The following is a 22,764-nucleotide window of genomic DNA, read 5'->3' as shown; positions in this document are numbered from 1 at the left end:
AATAGCAAGTCCCACCCGATACGGTCGAAACCGCCTGTAGCGGAAAAGGAAGGTGCTATGTCACGACCCAGAGAGGCGCTCATCCAGGCCGGCCAGGGCATGGCCCAGGCCGTCATGCAAGGAGGCGACCTCCGGCAGGCGGCCGGTCAGGCGGCCGGCCAGCTGATGAACCAGGCGGGTCAGGCCGGCCAGCACGGATTCGCCCTCGATCCCCGCGACTTCGCCGCCGCCCGGGACGGCGGCGCGTCGGTGGGCACGCTGATCGAGGCGAGATCCGCGTCGCTGAACGAGGCCGGCGAGATCGTCAACCGCAGCTTCGCCGAGAACGGCATGCACGTCATATCGCCCGTGGTGATCCCCAAGGGCACCACCGCCAAGGTGGTCGTGCCGCTGGGCATCCTCGTGCTGCTCGGCCTGATCGGCGCCCTGGGCAACGTCATCCCCCGCACCGAGCTGGTCTTCGGCCCCCACTACTGGTTCGTGCTCGTGCTGGCGGCGGCGTTCCTGTGGTGGCGGCGCAGCGTCGTCATGGTGCCCGAGGGCTGCAAGGCGCTGATCACCAAGTTCGGCAAGCTCGTGCAGATCGCCGACCCGGGGCGGGTCACCCTGCTCAACCCCTGGAAGCGGGTCAGCTACATCGTCAACACCACCCGCGAGTACCCGTTCAACGCCCCCATCCGCGAGGCGCCGACCCAGCAGGGCGTCAAGGCCAGCGTGGACCTGTTCCTCCAGTTCAGGATCGAGAACCCGGCGGAGTTCATCTTCGTCCTCGGCTCGGTCAGCGGCTTCCAGTCCAAGCTGCAGAACGCCATCAGCGAGGTCACCCGCTCCCTCATCTACGCCCAGCGCGCCGAGGACATCTACGACCTGGTGGGCGAGAGCACGCTCGGCATGCTGGAGAGCCTCAACCAGCAGTTCCTGCCGGCCGTCCGGCTCACCGACGTCAACATCACCCACGCCGAGCCGTCCAGCCAGGAGTACCGGATGGACCTCGCGGCGCCCGAGATGGTGCGCGTGGCCAAGGAGGCCTACACCTACGAGTACGAGCTCCAGCTCCGCAAGGAGCAGAACGAGGGCGACCTGGTCAAGGAGCTGGCCGGGCTCCAGGAGACGCTCAGCGCCATCCAGGCGGAGATCGCCGGCTACCAGGCCCGCATGGACACCGCCCTCGAACGCGCCTCCCACCAGGCCAAGGCGCAGGCCCGGCAGCGGCTGGTGGAGGCGGAGTCCACGGCCAACGCCAACGCGGCGCTGCTGGAGGCCCAGGCCCTGGACATCCGGGCGCTGAGCGCGGCCGAGGCGCCGGAGATCCTCGACTACCGCTTCCAGCAGGACCTGCTGGACAAGCTGGAGTCGGTCTCCTCGCGGCTGCCCCAGGTGGTGCAGGTCGGCGAGCAGACCGACATCGACTTCCTGGAGCTGGCGCAGCAACTCGTCGGCGGCCGGGGGGCCGCGCTGTTCTCGGCCGAGGACATGGCGGCCATCCGGGGCCGGCTGGCGGAGATCGGCGAGCGCGTGCGCGCCCGCGAGGCGGAGATCGCGGCCCTGCTCGGCAGGGCGGGAGCGGCGGCCGAGCCCGGCGGGCCGGCCGACGAGGTGCCCGGGACGCCCGTGCCCGGACTCGACCGGGCGACGGACCCGGCCGTCGACCCGGCCGCGGTGACCGGACTGGACGCGACGACGGAGGGTGGGGCCCGATGAGCGGCCGCGAGTTCTCGAAGATCAAGGAGTCGCTGGCCTCCTGGTCGGACATCCGCCAGCTCCTGCGCGGCGGCGAGCAGGGCCAGCTCGTGCCCGTCGTGATCCCCAAGGACCGGCGCGGTTTCGCCTGGATGACGCTGGTGTTCCTGGGGGTGTACTTCGCCGGGATGGCGGTGGTGACCGACCTCCGGGCGCTGCCGGCGCTCGCCGCGGTGCTGCTGCTGCTGATCGCCGCCGTGCTCATGTGGCGCAAGGCGATCATCGAGATCGAGGAGGGCACGACGGGCGTGCGCAGCCGCTGGGGCGCCATCACCGGCACCCTGCCGCCCGGACGGCACTACCTGTGGCTGCCGTGGGACCGGGTGGACGCGGTGGTCGACACCTCCACCGAGATCCCGTACACGGCGCCCATCGTGGCCTGCCCGACCGCCGAGAACGTGCCGCTGAAGTCGATCGAGTTCTTCCTCAAGTTCCGCATCGTCGACCCGGTCGCGTTCGTGCGCACCATCGGCGCGGGCAACTTCGACCTGGTGCTGGCCAGCGCCGTGCAGGACGCCATCCGTCAGCGCAGCCGCCGCGTCCACACCGAGCACGCCTACGACCTGCGCGGCTCCGACGTGGGCGACATGCAGGAGGCGCTCAACCGCCAGCTCGGCCGCTACGGCGTGCGCGTCACCGGCTCCAACATCCCCGACGTGCAGCTCCCCGACCAGTACCAGCAGCACCTGGCCACCCGCGAGAAGGTCGCCAAGGAGCTGTCGGCCTACGAGCGCGAGTGGGAGCTGACCCGCAAGCGCCGCATCGACACCCTGCTCATGGAGATCGAGCGCTCCAAGAAGACCCGCGACGCCCGCGTGGTCGAGGTCAAGGCCGCCTACAACACGGCGCGCAAGGACGTGGCGCGCATGCTGGAGGAGCAGGAGACCGAGGCTCAGCGGGTGCGCTGGGAGATCGAGGCGCGCGGCCGGGCCGAGCTGACCGCCGCCGAGAACGAGGCCAAGGCGCTGCGCCGGCTCGCCGAGTCCTACCGCGACAACCGGGCCGTGCTCCAGTACGAGCTGGCCCGCCGGCGCCTGGACGTGGGCGCCAAGCTCGCCGAGAGCGCGCCGCAGCCGCTGGTGGTCCGCACGCAGCAGGGCTCGGGCGACTCCTCGGCCCTGTCCACGATGCTGCTGGCCCAGTTCCTCCCCCGGCTGTCGGGCCAGCCCGCACCCAACGGCTCCGCGCCGCCCGCCCGGCGCTGACCCGACCGGCAACCGAACCGCAGAGGAGAGAACCCCATGGTGTTCCGCAAGCTGATGGCCGCGTTCGGCGCGAGCGTCGAGGTCGACACGGTGCTGTCCGGCACCACCGTCCGCCCGGGAGAGCCGCTGCGCGGCGTCGTGAACTTCCGGGGCGGCGGCTCCGACTACAAGGTCGAGGGCATCCACCTGGACCTGACCGCCGTGGTCGAGGTGGAGAGCGGCGACAACGAGTACAAGACCACCTACAGCTTCCTGCGCCGGCAGGTCGCGGGAGGCTTCCAGCTCGCCGCGGGGGCGCAGCACAGCCAGCCGTTCGAGATCCAGATCCCGTGGGAGACGCCGATCAGCGCCGTCGGCGGGCACCCGCTGCACGGCATGCGGCTCGGCGTGCAGACCGAGCTGGCGCTGGCGGGCGCGCTCGACAAGGGCGACCTCGACCCCCTGTTCGTCGACCCGCTGCCGGCGCAGGAGCACCTGCTCGGCGCCCTGGACCGGATGGGCTTCCACTTCAAGAAGGCCGACCTGGAGCGGGGCACGCTGTACGGCTCGACGATGCCGTTCTTCCAGGAGATCGAGTACCACGCCGGCGGGCAGTGGCGGCGCTACTTCAACGAGCTGGAGCTGACCTTCATCGCGGGACCGCAGCAGATGGACGTCATCCTGGAGGCCGACAAGCGGGGCGGTTTCCTGACCTCCAGCCACGACGCCTACAACCGCTTCACGGTCCGCTACGACACCGGGCCCGGCACGGCCGACGCGGCCCTGCACCACGGCCTGGAGCAGATGGCGCGGCACCGCGGCTGGTTCTGACGCACCCGCCGGAGGGAGGGAGCCAGGGCACCCTCCCTCCGGCGTGCGGCGAGGGTATCCACCGCGCGGTGGCACGCTCTTGGGGCGATCGTTACCATGGCGCTCGGGGACTGAACGATCGTCGGATGCGGGGCCAGCGATGTCACGGTTCAGGTCGGTGTGGAGCCGGGTCGCGCCATGGGCGGCCCAGAACGCCGACGGCGCGATCGCCCTGGTCCTCGCCGTCGTCGTCGGCGTGCTCGGCATCATGCCCGACGACATGTTCGGCAAGCCCCCCGAGGGCGACAAGGTGCAGCAGCAGCTCGTCAGCGCCGCCACCCTGGTGATCCTCGCGCTCGTGGCCACCGCGCTGCTGCGCGACCGCGTCCGGCAGGCGCCCGTCGAGGAGACGATCACCTCCGGCGCGCTCGCCGACCTGCCCGCGCGGCTGGCCCGCCTGGACGAGATCGACGGCCTGGTCACCGGCACCCGCAAGGCGCTGGACGCGCTGCAGCTCGTCCGGGTGCTGGGCAGCCGCCAGGAGATCGCGCAGGCCCACGCCGAGGCGCGCAAGGACACCACCCGGTGGAGCTTCAGGGGCGGCACCGGCACCTACCTGCGGGCCGTCACCCTGCCCGAGTGCGTCGCCGCGGCCCGTCGCGTCAAGCGGCACCTCACGGTGCGGGTCGAGATCGTCGACCCGACGAACGCCGAGGTGTGCGAGACGTACGCCCACTACCGGCGCTCCTTGTCGGACGCGCCCGACGGCACGGGCGAGACGTGGACGACCGACCGGGTCAGGAAGGAGTCGTACGCGACGATCCTGGCGGCGTTCTGGTACCGCCAGCGCTACGGCCTGCTCGACATCGGGGTCGGGCTGTCGGCCACGATGACGACGTTCCGCTGGGACCTGTCGGCGACCCGCCTCCTCATGACGGTCGAGGACCCCAACCGGGCGATGACCGCCCTGGCCGGCACGTTCTTCTACGAGAACTGCGACACCGAGCTGCGGCTCAGCTTCGAGCAGGCGCGCCGGGTGCCGCTGGAGAAGTACAAGAAGGTGCCGCTCAGCGACGAGCCGACGGTCGAGGAGGTCCAGGACCTGTTCGAGCGGATCGGGGTGCCGCTGCCGCGCTCGTACAACGAGCACGACGTGGTGGACATCGCCCGCAAGGCGCTGCGCGCCCTCAACCCGTACGCGGGGTGAGCGGCGTGCGCCACGACGAGGTCTACGCGGAGCTGACCGGGGGCCGGGCCCGGGAGTGGACGCTGCGCGCGCTGTCCGGCGCGGTGCGGGCGGTGCGCCACCCGCTCGGCTTCGTCTGCCTGCCGCTGGAGCGCCGGGGCGGCGACGGCGTGTGCGTCCACCTGTGGTCCGGGGCGCTGGCCCACGCCGAGAGCACCACCTCGCAGATCCACTGCCACAGCTGGGACCTGTTCAGCCACGTCCTGTACGGGCAGATCCGCAACGTCCACGTGGACGTGACCGACGCCGGCCCGGACGCCACGCACCGGGTGTTCGAGGTGGTCAGCGACGCCGGCGGCGACCACCTCACCCCCACCGGCCGCACCGTGCGCCATGCCACGGGCCTGGTCGAGGCGTTCGGCCCCGGCGACAGCTACACGCTGAGCGCCGGCCGCTTCCACAGCAGCGTGGTTCCCGAGGGCGGGGAGGCTGCCACGATCGCCCTGGGCCGGGGCCGGCCGGGCAGCCGCGACCTGTCGCTCGGCCCGCTCGCCGGCCGCGGCCACCACGTCGCCAGACAGCCGCTCGACGCGAAGGAGACGGCTCGCGCCGTCAGTCTGATAGCCGCCCACCTGACCTGAGGGGTGCCGATGGACCTACAGCACGCGCGCGCGGTCGCCGTCGAGGCCGCCGAGGCCGCGGGGCGGCTGATCCGGACAGGAGCGGGCGGCGCGCTGGGGGTACGCGCCAAGGGCCGCTCCGGCGACGTGGTGACCGACCTCGACCTCGCCTCCGAGAAGCTGCTGCTGGAGCGGGTCATGACGGCGTTCCCGTCACACTCGGTGATCGCCGAGGAGTCGGGGCTGCTGGGGGCGCGCGACGGTGAGTGGACCTGGCTGGTCGACCCGCTCGACGGCACCAACAACGTGGCGATCGGCCTGCCCGCGTACGTGGTCGGGCTGGCCCTGTGCCGGGAGGGGCGGCCGGTGGTGGGCGTGGTCCACGACCCGGTGGCCGGGCAGACGTGGTCGGCGGTCCGGGGCGACGGCGCGCTCGCCTCCTCGGGCGAGCGGCTGGCCCCGCCGCACCGGCCGTCGCCGCACGGGCCGCTGCTGGCCTGGACGCAGGGCTACACCGTCTCGCGCGGCGACCCCGCCGTACGGGAGCTGAAGGCGCGCCTGGAGGGGCACGCCCGCCGGATGCTGCAGCTCTGGGCGCCGCTGCTGCAGTGGGCGATGCTGGCCAGGGGCGACATCGACGGCTTCGTCGGCTACCGGGCCGAGGCGGTGGACCTGCCGGCCGGGGCGCTGCTCGCGCTGGAGGCGGGCATCGAGATCCGGACGCTGGACGGCGCGCCGTTCGAGGAGGGCTTCGACGGCGCGCCGGAGGACCGCAGCTTCGTCGCCGCCCATCCGCGCGCCCTGCCCGCCCTCCTCGACCTGGTCCGCTGAGCTCCCGGGCCGGTCCTACCTGACCTTGTACTCGCAGAGCCCCTTGGCGGCGACGACCTTCCTGCCGTCGACGCTGATGCGGCAGGAGCCCTCGGCGATCTGACCGTCCGAGGTCTGCACGCCGCCGGCCACGACGGACACGAGCTTGCCGACCTTCTGCTCGGCCGGGGTCAGCTCCAGCGTCACGGTCTTCGACCAGGGCAGCGTCATGCCGCCGGTCTCGCTGCCGTTGAAGTCGCCCACGTACATGATGGGCTGGACGGCCCGGCCCTCGCCCAGGACCTCCAGCTTGACGGTCCGGACGGCCGTCATCCCTTCGGCCGGCGCGCTCGGGGCGGATTCGGAGGACACCGCCGGCGGCGCCGTCTCCCGCCCACCGGTGGACGACGTCGCGCCGCCGCAGCCCGCCAGGCCCGCGAGCGCGGCCACTCCGGCGACGAGCAGCCCGACATTACTATGGGGCAAGGTGTAACACATGGGGCCATTGTTGCGGACTTAACACCTGCTCAGGAAGTGATGACGAGGGCCCAGACCGTGACGAGCAGCCCGACGAGGGCGAGGCCGGCGCCGGTCGCGATGAAGCGGCGCATCGGCACGGGCACGTCGTGGCGCCGGCACGACTCGAACCACAGCAGCGTGGCCAGCGAGGCCCAGGGGGTGATGACGGGCGCCACGTTCGTGCCGATGAGCAGGGCGAGGAGCTGTCCCTGCGCGCCGGAGGGGATGACCTGCTCGACGGCCTTGTAGGCGGGCAGGTTGTTGATCGTGTTGGCCAACCCGCCGCCGACGGCGGCCGTGCGGTACGGGTCGTGGCCGTCGCCCAGCATCCAGCTCATGAGGTCGGCCAGGCCGTACCGGCTGAGGGTGGGCACCACGAGGAACAGGCCGGTCACGAAGATGAGCAGCTGCCAGGGGATCAGGCTCCAGGTGAGCCGCTTGCGGTCGCGCACGGCGTAGGCGGCCACGACGATCAGCGCCGCGGCGGGGGCGGCGACGCCCACCTCGACCTTGAGCAGGAGGGCCACGATGAACAGGACGCAGGCCGCCGACGCGGCGCCGAACAGCACCCGGTCGCCGACGGGCTCCAGGAGCGGCGGCGTGTAGCGCAGGTCGCGGCGCTGCCCGCGGCGCCAGTAGAACACCCACAGGAACACCATGGTCACGGCGATGGAGGCGATCTGCGGCGCCCACATGCGGGCGGCGAACTCCTGGGCGTTCAGGCCGATCTTCTGCATGCCGAGCAGGTTGGTGAGGTTGGAGACCGGCAGCAGCAGGCTCGCGGTGTTGGCCAGCCAGATCGTGGTCATGGCCAGGGGCAGCGGGGCGATGCGCGCCTTGGGCGCCAGGGCCAGCATGACCGGGGTGAGCAACACCGCAGTCGTATCAAGATTTAGAAATATCGTGACAAATGAGGCGAAAGCCGTGCAGAGCAGGAAAAGGGCGGCGTAGTTACCGCGGCCGAGCACCGCCATCCGCGCCGCGATGACGTCGAAGACCTGAGCTTCCTTGGTGAGCTCGGCCAGCACGATGATCCCCACCAGGAACACCAGCAGGGGTCCGATGTCGTCCATGCTCTCGGCCGCCTCGCGCAGAGGCAGCAGCCCGGTCGCCACGAAGAGCACACCGAGCGCCAGCAGGCCGATCCTGACCCAGTCGAGCACGCCGAGACGCCGCCACACCCGACGATGATCGCACATCGCCTCCCCATCGCCGACGCCGCGAGGGATACTGAGCAGATGTCACGCGACGGCAGGCCGACCGAGATCTTCGTCAGCTACTCCCCCGCCGACACGGCCTGGGCGACCTGGATCGCGTGGGAACTCGAAGCCGCCGGTTACAGGACCATGATTCAGGCGTGGGACTTCGTGCCGGGCACGAACTTCATCGACTTCATGGACCGCGGCGTCAGCGAGGCGCACCTCGTCGTCGCCGTGCTGTCCCGCAACTACCTCACCTCCCGCTACGGGCGCCTGGAGTGGCAGGCCGCGCTGCGCGCCGACCCCGACGACCCGTCGCGCAAGCTGGTGACGATCCGGCTGGAGGACGTCCATCTGGAGGGTCTGCTGTCCACCATCACCTGGGTCGACCTCCTCGGCGTGACCGACCCCGACCAGGCGCGGGCGCGGCTGCTCGGCCGCGTCGGCGAGGCGCTGGCCGGCCGGGCCAAGCCCGACGTGCCGCCCGCGTTCCCCACCTCGGCCCAGGCCGGCGCGCCGGCGCCCGCCCCGACCCTGCCGGCCCCGGCCGAGCGCTCCCGGGCCCGCCGCACGCCGGTGACCGCGCCGAAGTTCCCGCCCGCGGCCGGGCCGGGGCACCGGCGCGAGTCGCTGAGCGTCCTGCACATCGGCGGGCCCCGGTTCGGCCGGGCGCTGCCCGACCCCGGCGAGCCGTTCACGCCCGAGGACATGCAGGCGCGCATCTGGGCCGACCTCACCTCCATGTACGACCGGGGCATGCCGCGGCCCGATCTCATGGTGGTGAGCGGCGACCTGACCGAGTCGGGCAGCCTCGGGCAGTTCGCCCAGGCCACCCGGTTCGTGACGGACCTGCGGCTGCTGCTCGGGCTGGAGCCGCACCGGCTCGTCCTCGTGCCCGGGCCGCGCGACGTCACCAAGGCGGCGGCCAGCGCCTACTTCCTCACCTGCGAGGCCGACGACGTCAGCCCGCAGCCGCCGTACTGGCCGAAGTGGCGCCACTTCGCGGGCCTGTTCGACGAGGTCTACCAGGGGCTGGACGACCGGGTGTTCGACGGCGGGCAGCCGTGGACGCTCTTCCAGGTGCCCGACCTGAAGGTGGTCGTGGCCGGGCTCAACTCGACGATGGCCATGAGCCACCTGGAGCGCGACGCGTACGCGCAGCTCGGCGAGGCGCAGGCGGCCTGGTTCGCCGAGCGGCTGCGGCCGTACGAGGAGAGCGAGTGGCTGCGGCTCGGCGCGATGGGCCACCCGCCGTCGGCGCTGCGCGACGCGCCCACGTTCGAGCGGCTGCTGGCCCACCGGCTCAACCTGCTCTTCCACGGCACCGGACGCGACCCCGCCGGCGAGGGCAACGGCGAGGCGGCCGTCGCCGCGCCCCGGCCGGGCCGCCACCAGGTCGTCGAGATCACCCCCGGCGGCGTCCGCACCTGGCTGCCCGACCAGGAGCCCGTGAAGGCCACGCGGAGCTGGCGGGCCGCCCGGGCGCCGTTCGCCGGCGAGTCACCGCAGGTGCCGCGCCCCCGCCAAGAGCCGCCGGAGCGCGAGCCCAGCCCGGTCGAGCTGCTGCTCGACCGGATCAGCGAGGTGTGCGAGGCGCGGCACGAGCGCGCGCGGATCCGCCGCTTCCCCAGCCACCTCGTCGTCACCCACCCCGACGACGGGTTCGTCCGGCTGACCATGATCGGCGCGCACGTGGGCCAGGTGGACGAGGCCGCCGCCGAGGCGTTCGCCCGGCAGACCCACGCGGCCGGGCTCCAGGGCGAGCTGGTCTACCAGGGGCCGCCGCCCGAGCGGGCGCTGCGCGACGCGCTCGTGCGGCGAGGGGTCCTGCTGCGCAGCTTCACCGAGTTCCAGGGGCTGCTCGACCTGTCCGGGTACGTCGCCGAGCAGACCTCCCGGCTGACCGGCGACCGGCGCTACCCTCCCGGCCTGTACGTGCCCCAGCGCTACCGCGAGCTGGACCGCCCCGGCCACCCGGTCAGGGACGGGCTCACCGACGAGCTGATGCGGCTGCTCGCCAGCGACCACGGCCGGTTCCTGCTGCTGCTCGGCGACTTCGGCCACGGCAAGACCTTCGCGCTGCGCGAGCTCGCCCGGCGCCTGCCGGCGGAGCTGCCGCACCTGACGCCGCTGTTCATCGAGCTGCGGGCCCTCGACAAGGCGCACTCGGTGGACGCGCTCGTGGCCGCCCACCTCGCCACCCACGGCGAGGAGCTGATCGACCTCAAGGCGTTCCGCTACCTGCTGCGCCAGGGGCGCATCGTGCTGCTGTTCGACGGCTTCGACGAACTGGTCGCCCGGCTCACCTACGACCGGGCCGCCGACCACCTCGCGACCCTGCTCGCCGCGGCCGAGGACAAGGCGAAGATCGTGGTGGCCAGCCGCACCCAGCACTTCCGCTCGCACGGCCAGGTGTTGCGCTCGCTCGGCGAGATGGTCGGCGTGCTGCCGCAGCGGCGGCTGCTGGCCGTCGAGGACTTCTCCCGCGACCAGATCCACTCCTACCTGGTCAACCGCTACGACGACGGCGACGAGGCGGCGGCCCGCATGTCGCTGCTGGAGAGCATCGAGGACCTGCTCGACCTGGCGCAGAACCCGCGCATGCTGAGCTTCATCGCCGACCTCGACGCCGACCGGCTGCGCACCGTGGCCCGGGCCCGCCACACCACCAGCCCCGCGCAGCTCTACCAGGAGATCCTCACCTCCTGGCTGATGTTCGAGGCGCGGCGGGCGGCGCTGCCCGGCTCGGCCGCCGGCCTGACGCTGGAGGAGCTGTGGCAGGCGGTCACGGCCCTGGCGCTGCGTCTGTGGGAGTCGAACGAGGCGCTGCTCGGCGTGGAGGAGCTGACCGAGTTCGCCGAGACGCTGACGGACCTGGCCGGCGGGCAGATGTCGGCGGCGCACGCCGCGTACGCGATGGGCTCGGGCACCCTGCTGGTGCGCACCGAGGAGGGCATGTTCGGGTTCATCCACTCCTCCGTGATGGAGTGGCTGGTCGCCAAGCACGTCGCCGACACCCTCGACGACCCGGTGACCCTGGCGCGGGGGCCGCTGACGCCGCTGAGCGTGGAGTTCCTGTGCGACCTGGCCGACGTGCGGGCCCTGCGGGCGTGGGTGAACGACCCGCCGCCCGGGCGGCACGCCGGCGCCAACGCCGTCAAGATCGCCGGCCGGCTGCGCACGCCGGCGCAGTCCGACCTGCGCGGCGCCAACTTCAAGGGCGAGGACCTGTCGGAACGCGACCTGCAGGAGGTCGACCTGACCGGCGCCGACCTGTCGGAGGCGACGCTGGCCCGCACCAACCTGTCCAGGGCCGTCCTGCGCGACGCCCGGCTCACCGGCGCCCGGCTCGACGGCGCCTCGCTGGCGGGGGCCGACCTGCGGGGCGCCGACCTGTCCGGCACGCGGCTCGTCCACACCGACCTGAGCGACGTGACCGCCGAGGGCGCCCGCTGGCACCGCGCGGCGCTCATCCACGTCACCGGCACGCTGCCCGACCTGCCGGGCGCCGCCGTGGTGCCCGGCACGCCGGTCGAGGTGCAGCTCGCGCCCGCCGCCATCGGCGTCCCGTACGGCTACCACTTCCAGACCAGCCGCCTGCCCGAGCCCATCGCCTACAACCCCGACGGCACCACGATCGCCATCGGCAACGAGGACGGCGGCGTGCTGCTCTGCGTGGGCGGCGCGCCCGTGCGCACCCTCCAGGGCCACCACGGCCGCGTCTACGCCGTCTCCTTCGCCGGCGACCTGCTCGCCTCCGGCGCGAGCGACGGCAGCCTGCTGCTGTGGGACGCGGTGACCGGCACGCTGCTGCGGCGGCTGGAGGGCCACCCCGACGGCGTCTGGCCGGTACGCCTCAGCCCCACCGGTGAGCTGGTGGCGGCGGGCGGCGGCGACGGCGTCGTCCGCGTCTGGGAGACCGCCACGGGCCGCGAGGTCCACCACCTGGCCGGGCACCGGGCGCCCATCTACACGGCCTCCTTCGGGCACGCGGAGCTGGTGACGGGCGACTCCGCGGGCGTCGTACGGGTCTGGGACCTCGGCACCGGCAAGGTGACGGCCACCCTCGACGGCCACGACGGCTCGGTCTTCCGCGCGGTCCACAGCCCCGACGGCACCCTGCTGGCCACCGGAGACGAGGCGGGCACGGTGCGGCTGTGGGACACCGCGACGTGGACCCTGCGCCGCGCCCTGACCGGTCACGCCGGGTCGATCTACTGCGTCGCGTTCTCCCCCGACGGCACCCTGCTGGCCACCGGCGACACGGCCGGTGCCGTCCGCCTGTGGGACCCGGTCGCGGGCGAGCCGCGCGGCCCGCACACGATCCACTCCGCGAGCGTCTACCAGGTGACCTTCAGCCCCGACGGCCGTACCATCGCCAGCGGCGACTCCAACGGCGTGGTCCGCCTCCAGGAGGCCGGCGCCACGACCCGCGTCGAGCTGACCGGCCACCGCAGCTCCGTCTGGCCGTTCGCCTTCCGCCCCGACGGCCAGCAGCTCGCCACCAGCAGCAACGACGGCACCGTCCGCCTGTGGGACCCGGGAAGCGGCAAGTGCCAGCGGATCCTGCGCGGCCACGGCCGGCGCATCTCGTCGGTCCGCTTCAGCGCCGACGGCACCATGCTGGCCACCAGCGGCAACGACGGGGTCGTCCGCGTGTGGGAGGCGGCCACGGGGCGGCGGCTGCGCGAGTTCACGGGGGCCTCCGACCGGCTCGTCTCCGCGCTGTTCTCGCCCGCCGGGCCAGTGCTCGCCACCTCCAGCAACGACGGCGGCGTCCATTTCTGGAACGCCACCACCGGCGAGTACGAGCGCGAGCTCAACGCCGAGACCGACCACGTCTGGGCCGAGGCGTTCAGCCCCGACGGCACCCTGCTGGCCACGGCCAACGACGACGACAGCGTCCGCGTCTGGTACCGCGCGACGGGCCGCCTGGTCAGCAACCTGGCCGACCACCGGGGCCGGGTCCGCTCGATCGCGTTCAGCCCCGACGGCCGCCACGTGGCGACGGGCTGCGACGACCGGCTGGTCCGCGTCTGGCACGTGGAGTCTGGCGGGCTCGTGGCCACCCTCGAAGGGCACAAGGACCGGGTGTACGCGGTGGTCTTCTCGCCGTCCGGCCGCTACCTGGCCAGCGCCAGCAACGACGGGACGGCCCGCGTGTGGGAGCTGCGGCCCGGCCAGCCCTGGCAGCCGGTGCTGCGGCACACCCTCGACGAGCACACCGGGCGGCTCTGGTCGGTGGCCTTCGACCTCACCGGGGAGCGTCTGGCGACCGCGGGCGACGACCTGACCGTGCGCGTGTGGGACACGGTCACGGGGCGGCTGCTGCACTCGCTGAAGGGGCACACGCGGCGGGTCTGGTCGGTGGCCTACAGCCCGTCCGACCCGGACCTGCTGGCCACGGCCGGGGACGACGGCGTGGTGATCCTCTGGAGGGGGGAGAGCCGCCACGCCACGCTCCTCGGTTTACCGGAGGGCTGGGCGGCGCTGTCGCCGAGCGGCCGGTACAAGGTGGAGGGGGAGGTGGCGGGGCAGTTCTGGCACGTGATCGGGATGTCCCGGTTCGAGCCGGGGGAGCTTGATCCGTATCTGCCGGACGTACGGCCCGTGCCCCTCGACGCCCCGTTCTGACCCGCCCGCCACCGGGCGCCCGTCCGATCGTTCGGATCCGCCTCCTCGGAGGCGCGGGCGCCCGTCTCGTGTCCGGCGGCGTCCAGCGGGCGCCCCGGGGCGGGGGTCACTTCTCGTCGCGGCCCCGGTCCTTCGGACGGCCGCCGCGCCGTCCGCCGGGCGCGTCCTGACGCTTGCCGCGACCTCGCCCGCGCGCCGAGCTCGCCTGGTCGCGGCCCTGGCCCTGTTTGCGGCCCTGAGGGGTGCGCTGGGCGGGGCCGCTCGCCGTGGCGCTCCAGTGGTCGGGACGGGTGAGCCCCGGCGGGATGCGCGTGGCCGCGTCGCCGCGGGCCGCGTTGAGCTGCGGCTGCGTGAGGAAGACGCTGCCCGTCAGGTCGGCGCCGGACAGGTCGGCCCCCCTGAGGTCGGCCCCGATGAGGTCGGCCAGGCGGAGGTCGGCTCCCCTGAGGTCGGCGCCGATGAGGTACGCCCCCCGCAGGTCGGCGCCGTGCAGGTCGGCTCCCCGCAGGCGCGCCCCGATGAGGTCGGCGCCCCGGCGGTCCTTCTTCCGATCGCGCCCGCCCTTGCCGCCCGCCACCGCGGGCGCCCGGACGAGCTCGCTGACGCGCAGCAGCAGCGGGTTGACCCGCCCCCGCCGCTCGGCCACGTCGAGCCCGGCCAGCTCCTCCGGGCCCAGCCGGGTGAGGGCGTCGATCTCGTCCCTGGCCCGCAGGACCTCCTGGCGCACCGGCTCGGCCCCGGGCAGCGTCAGGGCCTCGGTGAGGTACCACAGCAGCTCGTGAAGCTGCCGTACGACCGGGAACACCGCGAACATCCGCCCGGCCGTGCCCGGCTCGCTCCGCCAGTCGTGCCCGCCGAAGGTGACCTGGGAGACCTTCTGGCCCGCGCCGAAGCAGTCGTACACCGTGCACCCCGGGAAGCCCTCCCCGCGGAGGTGCCGGTGGATGCCGCAGCGGAAGTCGTCCTGGAGGTTGTGGCAGGGCCGGCCCGCGTCCTTGTCGACGGCGAAGTCGGCGGACCTGGAGAACGGCAGCGCGACGCAGCACAGGGCGAAGCAGCTCGCGCAGTCGGCCCGCAGGTCACGCAGCTCCAGCGCGGCGCCCCGCGCCCCGGCGGCGCCCTGAGCCCCGGTGTCCTCCCCGCCCGCCTGCCCGACCGTCATGTCCTGCCTCGCCCCCCGATCCGAACTCCCGCGATCCTACCCGCCTGGTGAGCGGCGGGATCCGGGGACGCCCAGCCGTTCCCGGAGGGCCCGGACGCCGGAGGCCAGGACGGGCGGGGCGGTGATCAGCAGGGTCAGCGCGTCGGCGAGCCGCGTCGCCGCCGCGTCGGCCGTCAGCCAGAGCACCGGCGGGCCGAGCACCGCGCAGACGCGGGCATCCGTCGCGAGCACCCACCGCAGCGCCCGCAAGGCCCAGGCGCGGACACCGCGCCCTGCCGCCCCGATCCGGGCGCGCATCCCGGCGATCCGGGGGCGAACGCCGATCCCTCGGCGCGGGGCGACCTGGTAGCCCGCGGCGATTTCGTGGCCCGCGGCCGAGGCGGTCCCGGGCGTTGCGGCGATCTCATGAGCCGCGGCCGCCGTACGACGCCGGAGGGCGATCGCCATGCGGGGCATCCCCCCGAGCAGCCCCGCCACGAAACGGGCACGCTCCAGGCCCCCGTCCGCCCGGCGCAGCTCCCCCAGCCACTCCTCCAGCCACCGGCCCCGCGCCCCGGCGGGCAGCACGATCGCGGCGGCCTCCACCACGCCGAAGGAGACCCGGACGCCGTCGCGGGCCAGGGCCGACAGCCTCGCCTCGGCCAGCCGGCGCAGCTCGCGCTCCACCCCGCGCATCCCCAGACGCGCGGCGGCGGGCGCGAACACCCGCAAGGTCTGCAGGCTCTTGACGCGCTGCCTGGCCGGGGAGATCCAGCGCATCGTGCGCTGGTTGTGCAGCCGGTCGGCCAGCTTGAGCGTCAGCACCCGGGGGTCGGCGCACCGCTCCCACTCCCCGCCCAGGTCCTCGCCCTCCGCGCACTCCTCCAGCCGCCCCAGGTCCCGCAGCAGCGCGGCGATCCGCCCGCCGAAATCCCGCTCCAGGTCGGCCGCCGGGCAGGCGGTGTCGCGGAGCACGTCGTGGAGCAGCGCGGCGCACACCAGCTCATGGTCCGCGCCGAGGTCCGCGAGGATCGCCGCCACCGCGACGGGGTGGGTGATGTAGGGGTCGCCGCTGTGGCGGGTCTGGTCCCGGTGCCAGAACGCGGCGGTCGCGTGGGCCCGCTCGACCGCGCGGAGCCGCTCGGCGTCCAACCGGCCGGCCAGAAGGGCCCGTAACCGCTCGAACGACCCTTCGTAGGCGAAACCGCCATAGCGGCGGATCATCAGGGCCCTCATGAGCCGTCACCTGACGCGCGGCGGCGGGCTTCCAGGGCGCTCACGACACCCCTCCCGAGGCGCGGCGACGCATGAGGCCGCCCGCGGCCGCGGCGGTTCATGACGCGCTCCCCGTCGTGCCCAAGGGACGCGCCCAGTCGGGGACGAGCTGGCGGCGGGAGCGGTAGGCCGCGGCGATCGCGTCCCGGGCCTGCTCGGCGCCCCCGGAGGTCAGCAGGTAGTAGCGCCGCCGGGGGCGTCCCTCGCGGACGTGGACGTCCGGGTCCTCCCACCGGCTCTCCACCCAGCCGATCTCCTCCAGCGTCGCCAGGATCGGGTACACCGTGCCGCTCGCCAGCCCGGCCTCCGCGCACAGGTCGAGACCGTACCGCTCGCGGGCGGGGTCGGAGAGGAACACGCGCAACACGTCCCGTACGGACGTCGTCATACGAGGTCTTCTCGTCATATCTCGAACTCTACATAGCCCCCCGAACGGCGGATGTCTCCGTCCGGGACAGGAATCCCTACCCTGTCAGCCGCGGGCCGCCCGGCGCAGGAGGTCGTCCCACACCTCGTCGACCCGGGCCTCCAGCGCGTCGAGCGCGCCCTCGTTGTCGATCACGATGTGCGCGACCGCGAGCCGTTCCTCGCGGGTGGCCTGGGCGGCGATGCGGGCCCTCGCGTCGCTCTCGGCCATGCCGCGGTGCTCGGCCAGGCGGGCGACGCGCGTCTCGTCGGAGGCGTCCACGACGATCACCACGTCGTACATCGGGGCCAGCTTGTTCTCGGCCAGCAGCGGCACGTCGTACACCACGATCGCGTCATCGGCGGCCTGTCCCTGCAACTCGGCGACCCGCTCCCCCACCAGGGGATGGACGATCGCGTTGAGCGCGGCGAGCCGCTCGGGGTCGCTGAAGACGATGGAGCCCAGCCTCTCGCGGTCGAGCGAGCCGTCGGCGCGCAGCACCTCGTCGCCGAACGCCGCCACCACCCGCGCCAGGCCGGGCGTGCCCGGCTCGACGACCTCGCGGGCTATCTTGTCGGCGTCGATCACCACGGCGCCGCGGGCGGCCAGCCGCCGCGACACCTCACTCTTGCCGGATCCGATGCCGCCGGTCAGTCCGATCTTCAGCACCCGCAAAGCCTATCCGGCCTCCTCCTCGATGCTCACCGCCGCAGGTGGACGAGTGTCAGGTGGTCGTCCATGCGCTCGCGGCGGGTCTCCCGGTAGCCGAGGCGGCGGTAGAGCCGCAGGTTGCCCTCGGACAGGTGGCCGGTGAACAGGTCGAACGCCGACGCCTCGGCCACCTGCTCGTGCAGCGCCCGTAACAGGGCCGTGCCCAGTCCCCGCCCCTGCTGGTCGGGCGCCACGACGAGCCGGCCCACGAGGCAGGTGGCGCCGGAGAGCCGGCCGCGGACGGAGCCGACGACCCGTCCGCTCTCGACGGCCTTGAGCACGACGCCGTCGCGGATCGCCTCGCGGACCTGCTCGACGGACTCGACGAGCGGCGGGATGAACGGATCGCCGTAGAGCTGGGCCTCGGTGACGTACGCCGCCCGCTGCACCGTGAGAATCTCGCCCGCGTCGGCTTGCTCGGCCCGCTGGATCTCCACGCCCAGCACCCTAGCGGAGGGGCTCCGTCCCGGGACACCGGTCCGGTCGAACCGGATACGTCAGGCGTTCAGGGCGAAGAACGTCCGGAGGCTCCGCACCAGGGACTCCGGGGTCGCCATGGCCACCATGTGGCTGGGGCTGTGCTCGCCCGCCCAGTGGACGACGCGGTTGCGGCGCTCGGCGAGCCGGCGGAACAGGTCGGGACCGCCGTGGGAGACGCCCGTCGGGACGCCGGTCTGGTCGATCGGCAGGCCGGCCGCCCCTTCGTAGTACGTCCACGACGACGAGCCGCCCGTGCCGGTGAACCAGTAGATGCTCGCGTTGGTCAGCAGCAGGTCGCGGTCGACGGGCTCGGCCGGCTCGCCCTTGCCGCCGGGCCACCCGTCGAACTCCTTGAACCGTTCGACCAGGTACGCCAGTTGCATGACGGGCGAGTCGGCGAAGCCGAAGGCGAGCGTCTGCGGCCGGTTGGACAGGTACGGGCCGTAGCCGCTGCCTCCCGCCCAGGTCTCGCCGATGTGGCGGGCCGTCTCCCGCTCCTCCTCGGTCGCGTCCCGCAGCTCGGCCGGGTCGCCGGTGGGTATGCCGAGGCCGGCGGTGATGTGCGAGCCGATGACGTGCTCGCTGTCGAGGGCGGCCAGGCGCGGGGTGACGAGCGCCCCGGCGTCGTTGCCGTGCGCGCCGTACCGCTCGTAGCCGAGGCCGCCCATCAGCTCCGCCCACGTACGGGCGACGCGTTCGATGCTCCAGGGCCGCTCGTCGGCGGGCTCGGGGAACGGCGAGAACCCGAACCCGGGCAGCGACGGCGCGACCACGTGGAAGGCGATGGCGGGGTCGAGCCCGTGCGCGCGCGGGTCGGTGAGCGGGCCGATGACGTTCATGAACTCGGCGACCGAGTTCGGCCAGCTGTGGGTGACGATCAGCGGCACCGCGCCGGGCTCGGGCGAGCGGGCGTGCACGTAGTGGACGGTCTGGCCGTCGATCTCGGTCGTGTACTGGGGGAAGGCGTTGAGCCGCGCCTCCTGGGCCCGCCAGTCGAAGCCGTCGGCCCAGTACGCGGCCAGCTCCCGCAGGTAGCCGACCGGGACGCCCCGGCTCCAGCCACCGGGCAACTGCCCGGCCCAGCGGGTGCGGTGGAGGCGGTCACGCAGGTCGTCGAGGTCTGCCTGGGGGATGTCGATCACGAAGGACTTCATGTCTGCGACGATAGACAGCAAAGCGGAAGAATCCGTTCCGCGTTTCGCGACGTCCTGCCCATGACCCGGTGGCATGCCGCTCCCTCCCGGGGCGAGCGGGGGGCGGTGGCTTGGGGAGGCACGCCGCCGCCGCTGCGTGTCGTTCCCGCGCGAGGGCGGCACTCGCGTACAGGATGCGGCACGCGCACACGGGCACGGCGGCGAAGAGCGGGCCATGCGCGCGCCCCGGGCAGCCGGACGAGGCCGCATATCCGCACAAAGCGTCCCGCGCCCGGATGAAGAGCGGGAAGCCCCGCACGGATGATCCGTGCGGGGCTTCCCTCAGGACGCGCCTGTGGTCGGGCTGCTACCTCAGCTCTGGCCGCCGGCCAGCTTCTCGCGAAGCGCGGCGAGCGCCTCGTCCGAGGCGAGGGCGCCACCCGCGGGAGCGGAGGAGCTGCTCGACGAAGGAGCCGCGGACTCGCCGGTGTAGGACGAGGGAGCGGCCTCGCCGGCCTCCGCCTCGGCCCGGCGGGCCTCCTCGATCTGCTTCTTGTGAGCCTCGAAGCGGGTCTGAGCCTCGGCGTACTGCCGCTCCCACTCCTCGCGCTGCTTGTCGAAGCCCTCGAGCCACTCCCCGGTCTCCGGGTCGAAGCCCTCGGGGTAGATGTAGTTGCCTTGGTCGTCGTAGGTCGCCGCCATGCCGTACAGCGTGGGGTCGAACTCGACCTCGGTGCCGACACCCTCGTTGGCCTGCTTCAGCGAGAGGCTGATGCGACGGCGGTCGAGGTCGATGTCGATGATCTTGACGAAGATCTCGTCGCCGACCTGGACGACCTGCTCCGGGATCTCCACGTGGCGCTCGGCCAGCTCGGAGATGTGGACCAGGCCCTCGATGCCCTCCTCGACCCGGACGAACGCACCGAACGGCACCAGCTTGGTGACGCGGCCCGGCACGACCTGGCCGATCTGGTGGGTGCGGGCGAACTGCTGCCACGGGTCTTCCTGGGTGGCCTTGAGCGACAGGGAGACGCGCTCGCGCTCCATGTCGACGTCGAGGACCTCGACCGTGACCTCCTGGCCGACCTCGACGACCTCGGAGGGGTGGTCGATGTGCTTCCAGGACAGCTCGGACACGTGGACCAGACCGTCGACGCCGCCGAGGTCCACGAACGCACCGAAGTTGACGATCGAGGACACGACGCCCTTGCGGACCTGGCCCTTCTGGAGGGTGTTGAGGAACGTCTGACGAACCTCGGACTGCGTCTGCTCAAGCCAGGCGCGACGCGACAGAACCACGTTGTTGCGGTTCTTGTCGAGCTCGATGATCTTCGCCTCGAGCTCGCGGCCGACGTACGGCTGCAGGTCGCGGACACGCCGCATCTCGACCAGGGACGCCGGGAGGAAGCCACGGAGGCCGATGTCGAGGATGAGACCACCCTTGACGACCTCGATGACGGTGCCGGTGACGATGCCGTCCTCGTCCTTGATCTTCTCGATCGTGCCCCAGGCCCGCTCGTACTGAGCGCGCTTCTTGGACAGGATCAGGCGGCCCTCCTTGTCCTCCTTCTGGAGAACCAGGGCCTCGACGTGCTCGCCGACCTCCACGACGTCAGCGGGATCGACATCGTGCTTGATGGAGAGCTCACGCGAGGGAATGACACCCTCGGTCTTGTAGCCGATATCGAGAAGGACCTCGTCTCGATCGACCTTGACGACGGTGCCCTCAACAATGTCACCGTCGTTGAAGTACTTGATGGTCTCGTCGATCGCGGCGAGGAAGGCTTCCTCGGACCCGATGTCGTTGACCGCTACCTGCGGGGTGCTCGAGGTGGCCTCAGTGCTGGACGTCATGTGTGGAAGTGCTCCGAACGCGGACAGGATGTCGATGTGGCGGATGCGCGGCAGGCCCTCTTCCGCATCAAGCCGAGGAGTTACGACATCGACGTGACCGAGCGCGAGCCCGCTCCGTCTGAGGCGCGCGCGAGCCCACAGCGCAGCGATCAGCATATGAGACGTCGGCCACGGGGTCAATCCAAGTCACGCACGCCACCTGATCGACAAGCATCAGTAGGCGTTGATGCGGCCGCGCCACTTGGCGTCAACATTACCCTGAAGTCGTGACGGGATGGAGATCCGCCCGGGGTCGCCATCCGAGACGTAGCGGTCGTCAGGGTGCTTGTCCAGCCACTCCAGCCAGTACTGCGAGCACCATTTGCGACACTCGCCCTTTTTGCCATTGCTCTGGATGCGCTGGATCGCACCGGGACGGAACTTTTTCGCGTAGGGCGAAAGCGACGGCTCGGCCCCGGCCAGGAAGACGCCCGTGAAGTCGTACCGGGTGCCGTCCCACTTGCCCTTGCGGGCCAGCTCGCGCGGGTGCGGCGCCACGCCGAAGGGCAGGGCGAGCGTGCGCGGGGTGCCCGCGCCGAGCTTCTCCAGCATCCGCTGGACCCTGACGATCTGCTTCTGGACCGTCTTCTTCGGCAGCACGCCCAGGTTGGGGTGGGACCAGGTGTGGTTGGCCACCTCGAACCCGTGGCCGACGAGCCAGCGCACGGCCGCCGCCTGAGACGCCTCGTCCCGCAGCCCGAACGGCTCCCGGTTGACCCAGAACGTGGCCGTGGGCCGGAACGACGGGTAGCGCCGGGCCACGTCGAGGATGACCCCCGCCGCGGTGTCGGGCGCCGGGTTGCCGGAGGCGTCCAGCCGGAAGTGGCTCTCGTGCCCGTCGTCGAAGGTCAGCACCACAGGGAACTTCCCGGCGGGCACCCGGATGTCGCCCGCGACGAACTCGGCCGCGGTGATCGGCACGTAGCCGCGCTTGGCGAGGCCCTCCAGCTCCTGCCGGAGCTGCTCGGGGGTGCGGTCGATGGAGGCGTAGCGCTTCTTGATGATGCGGTGGTACATCAGCACCGGCACCACGCCGGCCTCGTTGGCCTTGACCTGGCGGGCGAACTCGGGCGTGGCCGCCACGCCGGGCGGCTGCCCCGTGGGGGACGCCGAGGGGCCCGGTGAGGGCGTTCCCTGGGGTGGGGTGGGGTCGTGGGGCGGTTTCGCGGTCGGCGGCGCCGCGAGGGCCGCCTGGGGGCGCGGGACGGGCTCCCCGCTCGAGGGGACCACCGTCAGCCCGACGATGGCCACGGCCACCACCACGACGTTCGCAACGCCGATGAGGGGGCCGACGATCGGGGGGAGAGACGACGCTGACCGCACAGAACTCCCGTGCACTCGGGGGACCTAGCCTTCAGGGTAGTGCAGGGCCACCCGGAGAGCGGCCCTCCGTACGGAGGCCCATCTGCCCCGCCATATCGCGAGGAAACCGCCTCAGGGACCGGAGAACACCCGTCGCGGCACACAACCGGACACCTCTCCCCTGCTCCACTCCTGCTCCCCGCCCGCTCGTGCCCCGTCCCGATCCCCCACCTTCGTCCCGATCTCTCACGTCCACCCCTCGCCCGGGTCTCTCACATCAGCTCTTCGTCCCGGTCTCTCGCATCCGGGCCCGGTCTGCTTCGCGACGCGATCCGGCCCCTCTCCGCCCCGGCTCCGGCCCGCGGCCGCCCTGCCCGTCCTGTCCGCCCCGATCTCCCGAATCGCAGCCGGGCACCGTGAGGGCGTCGGCCTCGTCAGGACATGCGGGTTACGGAGGGCGTAGGCGTCTCGGGAGCGCGGGCCGGACGGCGCGAGCTAGCGGTCAGCGGCTGGGCCTCGCGGGCTGGGCGTCGCGGGCTAGAGACGTCGCGGGATGGGCCTCGCGGAGTGGACGGCGGCGTGAGGGCGTGAGAGTCGTGAAGGCACAGGCGGCGTGGGAGTCGTGAAGGCACAGGCGGCGTGGAGGTGTGGAGGGCAAGGTGGAGTGTGCCCCGGGTGGCGTGAGCAGCGCGCCCGGAAACGCGCTCACGCCGGCCAGGCC

The 22,764-nt window shown here is 72.8% G+C and carries 17 protein-coding genes; 7 read left to right on the top strand and 10 right to left on the bottom strand.

The annotated features are described in order from the left end of the window. Positions 1-57: 57 nt before the first annotated feature. From HTZ77_RS23570 to HTZ77_RS23545, 6 genes are all read left to right on the top strand, one after another. Positions 58-1,701, top strand: a complete 1,644-nt coding sequence (locus HTZ77_RS23570) for an SPFH domain-containing protein (RefSeq protein ID WP_235995048.1) — start codon at positions 58-60, stop codon at positions 1,699-1,701. Next, entirely contained in the window at positions 1,698-2,945 is a 1,248-nt protein-coding gene (locus HTZ77_RS23565; protein ID WP_175591853.1) for an SPFH domain-containing protein, read from the top strand. The genes HTZ77_RS23570 and HTZ77_RS23565 overlap by 4 nt, the downstream gene beginning before the upstream one ends. Before the next feature lie 36 nt (positions 2,946-2,981). Further along, positions 2,982-3,755: a sporulation protein gene (locus HTZ77_RS23560; protein ID WP_175591852.1), complete on the top strand. Its 774-nt coding sequence runs from the start codon at positions 2,982-2,984 to the stop codon at positions 3,753-3,755. Positions 3,756-3,894: 139 nt separating this feature from the next. Beyond that, positions 3,895-4,941 (top strand): hypothetical protein, encoded by a 1,047-nt coding sequence (locus tag HTZ77_RS23555; protein ID WP_175591851.1) that lies wholly within the window; start codon positions 3,895-3,897, stop codon positions 4,939-4,941. Positions 4,942-4,946: 5 nt separating this feature from the next. Continuing rightward, positions 4,947-5,561: a hypothetical protein gene (locus HTZ77_RS23550; protein ID WP_175591850.1), complete on the top strand. Its 615-nt coding sequence runs from the start codon at positions 4,947-4,949 to the stop codon at positions 5,559-5,561. Positions 5,562-5,570: 9 nt separating this feature from the next. Next, positions 5,571-6,371: an inositol monophosphatase family protein gene (locus HTZ77_RS23545; protein ID WP_175591849.1), complete on the top strand. Its 801-nt coding sequence runs from the start codon at positions 5,571-5,573 to the stop codon at positions 6,369-6,371. 15 nt (positions 6,372-6,386) lie between these two features. Here the strand turns inward: HTZ77_RS23545 and HTZ77_RS23540 are convergent, their stop codons facing one another. Together HTZ77_RS23540 and HTZ77_RS23535 are read right to left on the bottom strand one after the other, a co-directional pair. Then, positions 6,387-6,848 (bottom strand): hypothetical protein, encoded by a 462-nt coding sequence (locus tag HTZ77_RS23540; protein ID WP_175591848.1) that lies wholly within the window; start codon positions 6,846-6,848, stop codon positions 6,387-6,389. A gap of 29 nt (positions 6,849-6,877) precedes the next feature. Further along, positions 6,878-8,050 (bottom strand): ArsB/NhaD family transporter, encoded by a 1,173-nt coding sequence (locus HTZ77_RS23535; protein ID WP_328808727.1) that lies wholly within the window; start codon positions 8,048-8,050, stop codon positions 6,878-6,880. Between the two features lie 57 nt (positions 8,051-8,107). Here HTZ77_RS23535 and HTZ77_RS23530 point away from each other — a divergent pair, with 57 nt between their 5' ends. Next, a complete protein-coding gene (locus HTZ77_RS23530) occupies positions 8,108-13,702 on the top strand; it encodes a WD40 domain-containing protein (RefSeq protein WP_175591846.1) in 5,595 nt (1,864 codons plus the stop codon). A 106-nt stretch (positions 13,703-13,808) separates the two neighbouring features. Here HTZ77_RS23530 and HTZ77_RS23525 read toward each other — a convergent pair whose 3' ends face one another. From HTZ77_RS23525 to HTZ77_RS23490, 8 genes are all read right to left on the bottom strand, one after another. Beyond that, entirely contained in the window at positions 13,809-14,864 is a 1,056-nt protein-coding gene (locus HTZ77_RS23525) for a pentapeptide repeat-containing protein (RefSeq protein ID WP_175591845.1), read from the bottom strand. 36 nt (positions 14,865-14,900) lie between these two features. Continuing rightward, entirely contained in the window at positions 14,901-16,079 is a 1,179-nt protein-coding gene (locus HTZ77_RS23520) for an HD domain-containing protein (RefSeq protein ID WP_175591844.1), read from the bottom strand. A gap of 97 nt (positions 16,080-16,176) precedes the next feature. Next, positions 16,177-16,506, bottom strand: a complete 330-nt coding sequence (locus tag HTZ77_RS23515; protein WP_175591843.1) for a PadR family transcriptional regulator — start codon at positions 16,504-16,506, stop codon at positions 16,177-16,179. Positions 16,507-16,590: 84 nt separating this feature from the next. Continuing rightward, positions 16,591-17,193: a dephospho-CoA kinase gene (gene coaE, locus HTZ77_RS23510; RefSeq protein WP_175591842.1), complete on the bottom strand. Its 603-nt coding sequence runs from the start codon at positions 17,191-17,193 to the stop codon at positions 16,591-16,593. 32 nt (positions 17,194-17,225) lie between these two features. Beyond that, positions 17,226-17,678 carry a GNAT family N-acetyltransferase gene (locus HTZ77_RS23505; RefSeq protein ID WP_175592172.1) on the bottom strand — a complete coding sequence of 151 codons (453 nt, stop codon included), beginning with the start codon at positions 17,676-17,678 and terminating at the stop codon, positions 17,226-17,228. A 54-nt stretch (positions 17,679-17,732) separates the two neighbouring features. After that, positions 17,733-18,869, bottom strand: a complete 1,137-nt coding sequence (locus tag HTZ77_RS23500; protein WP_175591841.1) for an epoxide hydrolase family protein — start codon at positions 18,867-18,869, stop codon at positions 17,733-17,735. 351 nt (positions 18,870-19,220) lie between these two features. Beyond that, entirely contained in the window at positions 19,221-20,702 is a 1,482-nt protein-coding gene (gene rpsA / locus HTZ77_RS23495; RefSeq protein ID WP_175591840.1) for a 30S ribosomal protein S1, read from the bottom strand. Between the two features lie 213 nt (positions 20,703-20,915). Next, positions 20,916-21,998 carry a polysaccharide deacetylase family protein gene (locus tag HTZ77_RS23490; protein ID WP_328808725.1) on the bottom strand — a complete coding sequence of 361 codons (1,083 nt, stop codon included), beginning with the start codon at positions 21,996-21,998 and terminating at the stop codon, positions 20,916-20,918. Positions 21,999-22,764 lie beyond the last annotated feature (766 nt).

Source organism: Nonomuraea montanisoli (assembly GCF_013363975.1).
Classification (GTDB): domain Bacteria; phylum Actinomycetota; class Actinomycetes; order Streptosporangiales; family Streptosporangiaceae; genus Nonomuraea; species Nonomuraea montanisoli.
Note: the sequence above shows the minus strand (reverse complement) of the source record. Positions and strands in the feature narration are given on the sequence as shown.

Excerpts from the sequence above, each read along its gene's own strand:
- HTZ77_RS23570 (WP_235995048.1), top strand. The coding sequence starts at position 58 with ATGTCACGACCCAGAGAGGCGCTCATCCAGGCCGGCCAGGGCATGGCC.
- HTZ77_RS23565 (WP_175591853.1), top strand. The coding sequence starts at position 1,698 with ATGAGCGGCCGCGAGTTCTCGAAGATCAAGGAGTCGCTGGCCTCCTGG.
- HTZ77_RS23560 (WP_175591852.1), top strand. The coding sequence starts at position 2,982 with ATGGTGTTCCGCAAGCTGATGGCCGCGTTCGGCGCGAGCGTCGAGGTC.
- HTZ77_RS23555 (WP_175591851.1), top strand. The coding sequence starts at position 3,895 with ATGTCACGGTTCAGGTCGGTGTGGAGCCGGGTCGCGCCATGGGCGGCC.
- HTZ77_RS23545 (WP_175591849.1), top strand. The coding sequence starts at position 5,571 with ATGGACCTACAGCACGCGCGCGCGGTCGCCGTCGAGGCCGCCGAGGCC.
- HTZ77_RS23540 (WP_175591848.1), bottom strand. The coding sequence starts at position 6,848 with ATGTGTTACACCTTGCCCCATAGTAATGTCGGGCTGCTCGTCGCCGGA.
- HTZ77_RS23530 (WP_175591846.1), top strand. The coding sequence starts at position 8,108 with ATGTCACGCGACGGCAGGCCGACCGAGATCTTCGTCAGCTACTCCCCC.
- HTZ77_RS23525 (WP_175591845.1), bottom strand. The coding sequence starts at position 14,864 with ATGACGGTCGGGCAGGCGGGCGGGGAGGACACCGGGGCTCAGGGCGCC.
- HTZ77_RS23520 (WP_175591844.1), bottom strand. The coding sequence starts at position 16,079 with ATGAGGGCCCTGATGATCCGCCGCTATGGCGGTTTCGCCTACGAAGGG.
- HTZ77_RS23515 (WP_175591843.1), bottom strand. The coding sequence starts at position 16,506 with ATGACGACGTCCGTACGGGACGTGTTGCGCGTGTTCCTCTCCGACCCC.
- HTZ77_RS23500 (WP_175591841.1), bottom strand. The coding sequence starts at position 18,869 with ATGAAGTCCTTCGTGATCGACATCCCCCAGGCAGACCTCGACGACCTG.
- rpsA (WP_175591840.1), bottom strand. The coding sequence starts at position 20,702 with ATGACGTCCAGCACTGAGGCCACCTCGAGCACCCCGCAGGTAGCGGTC.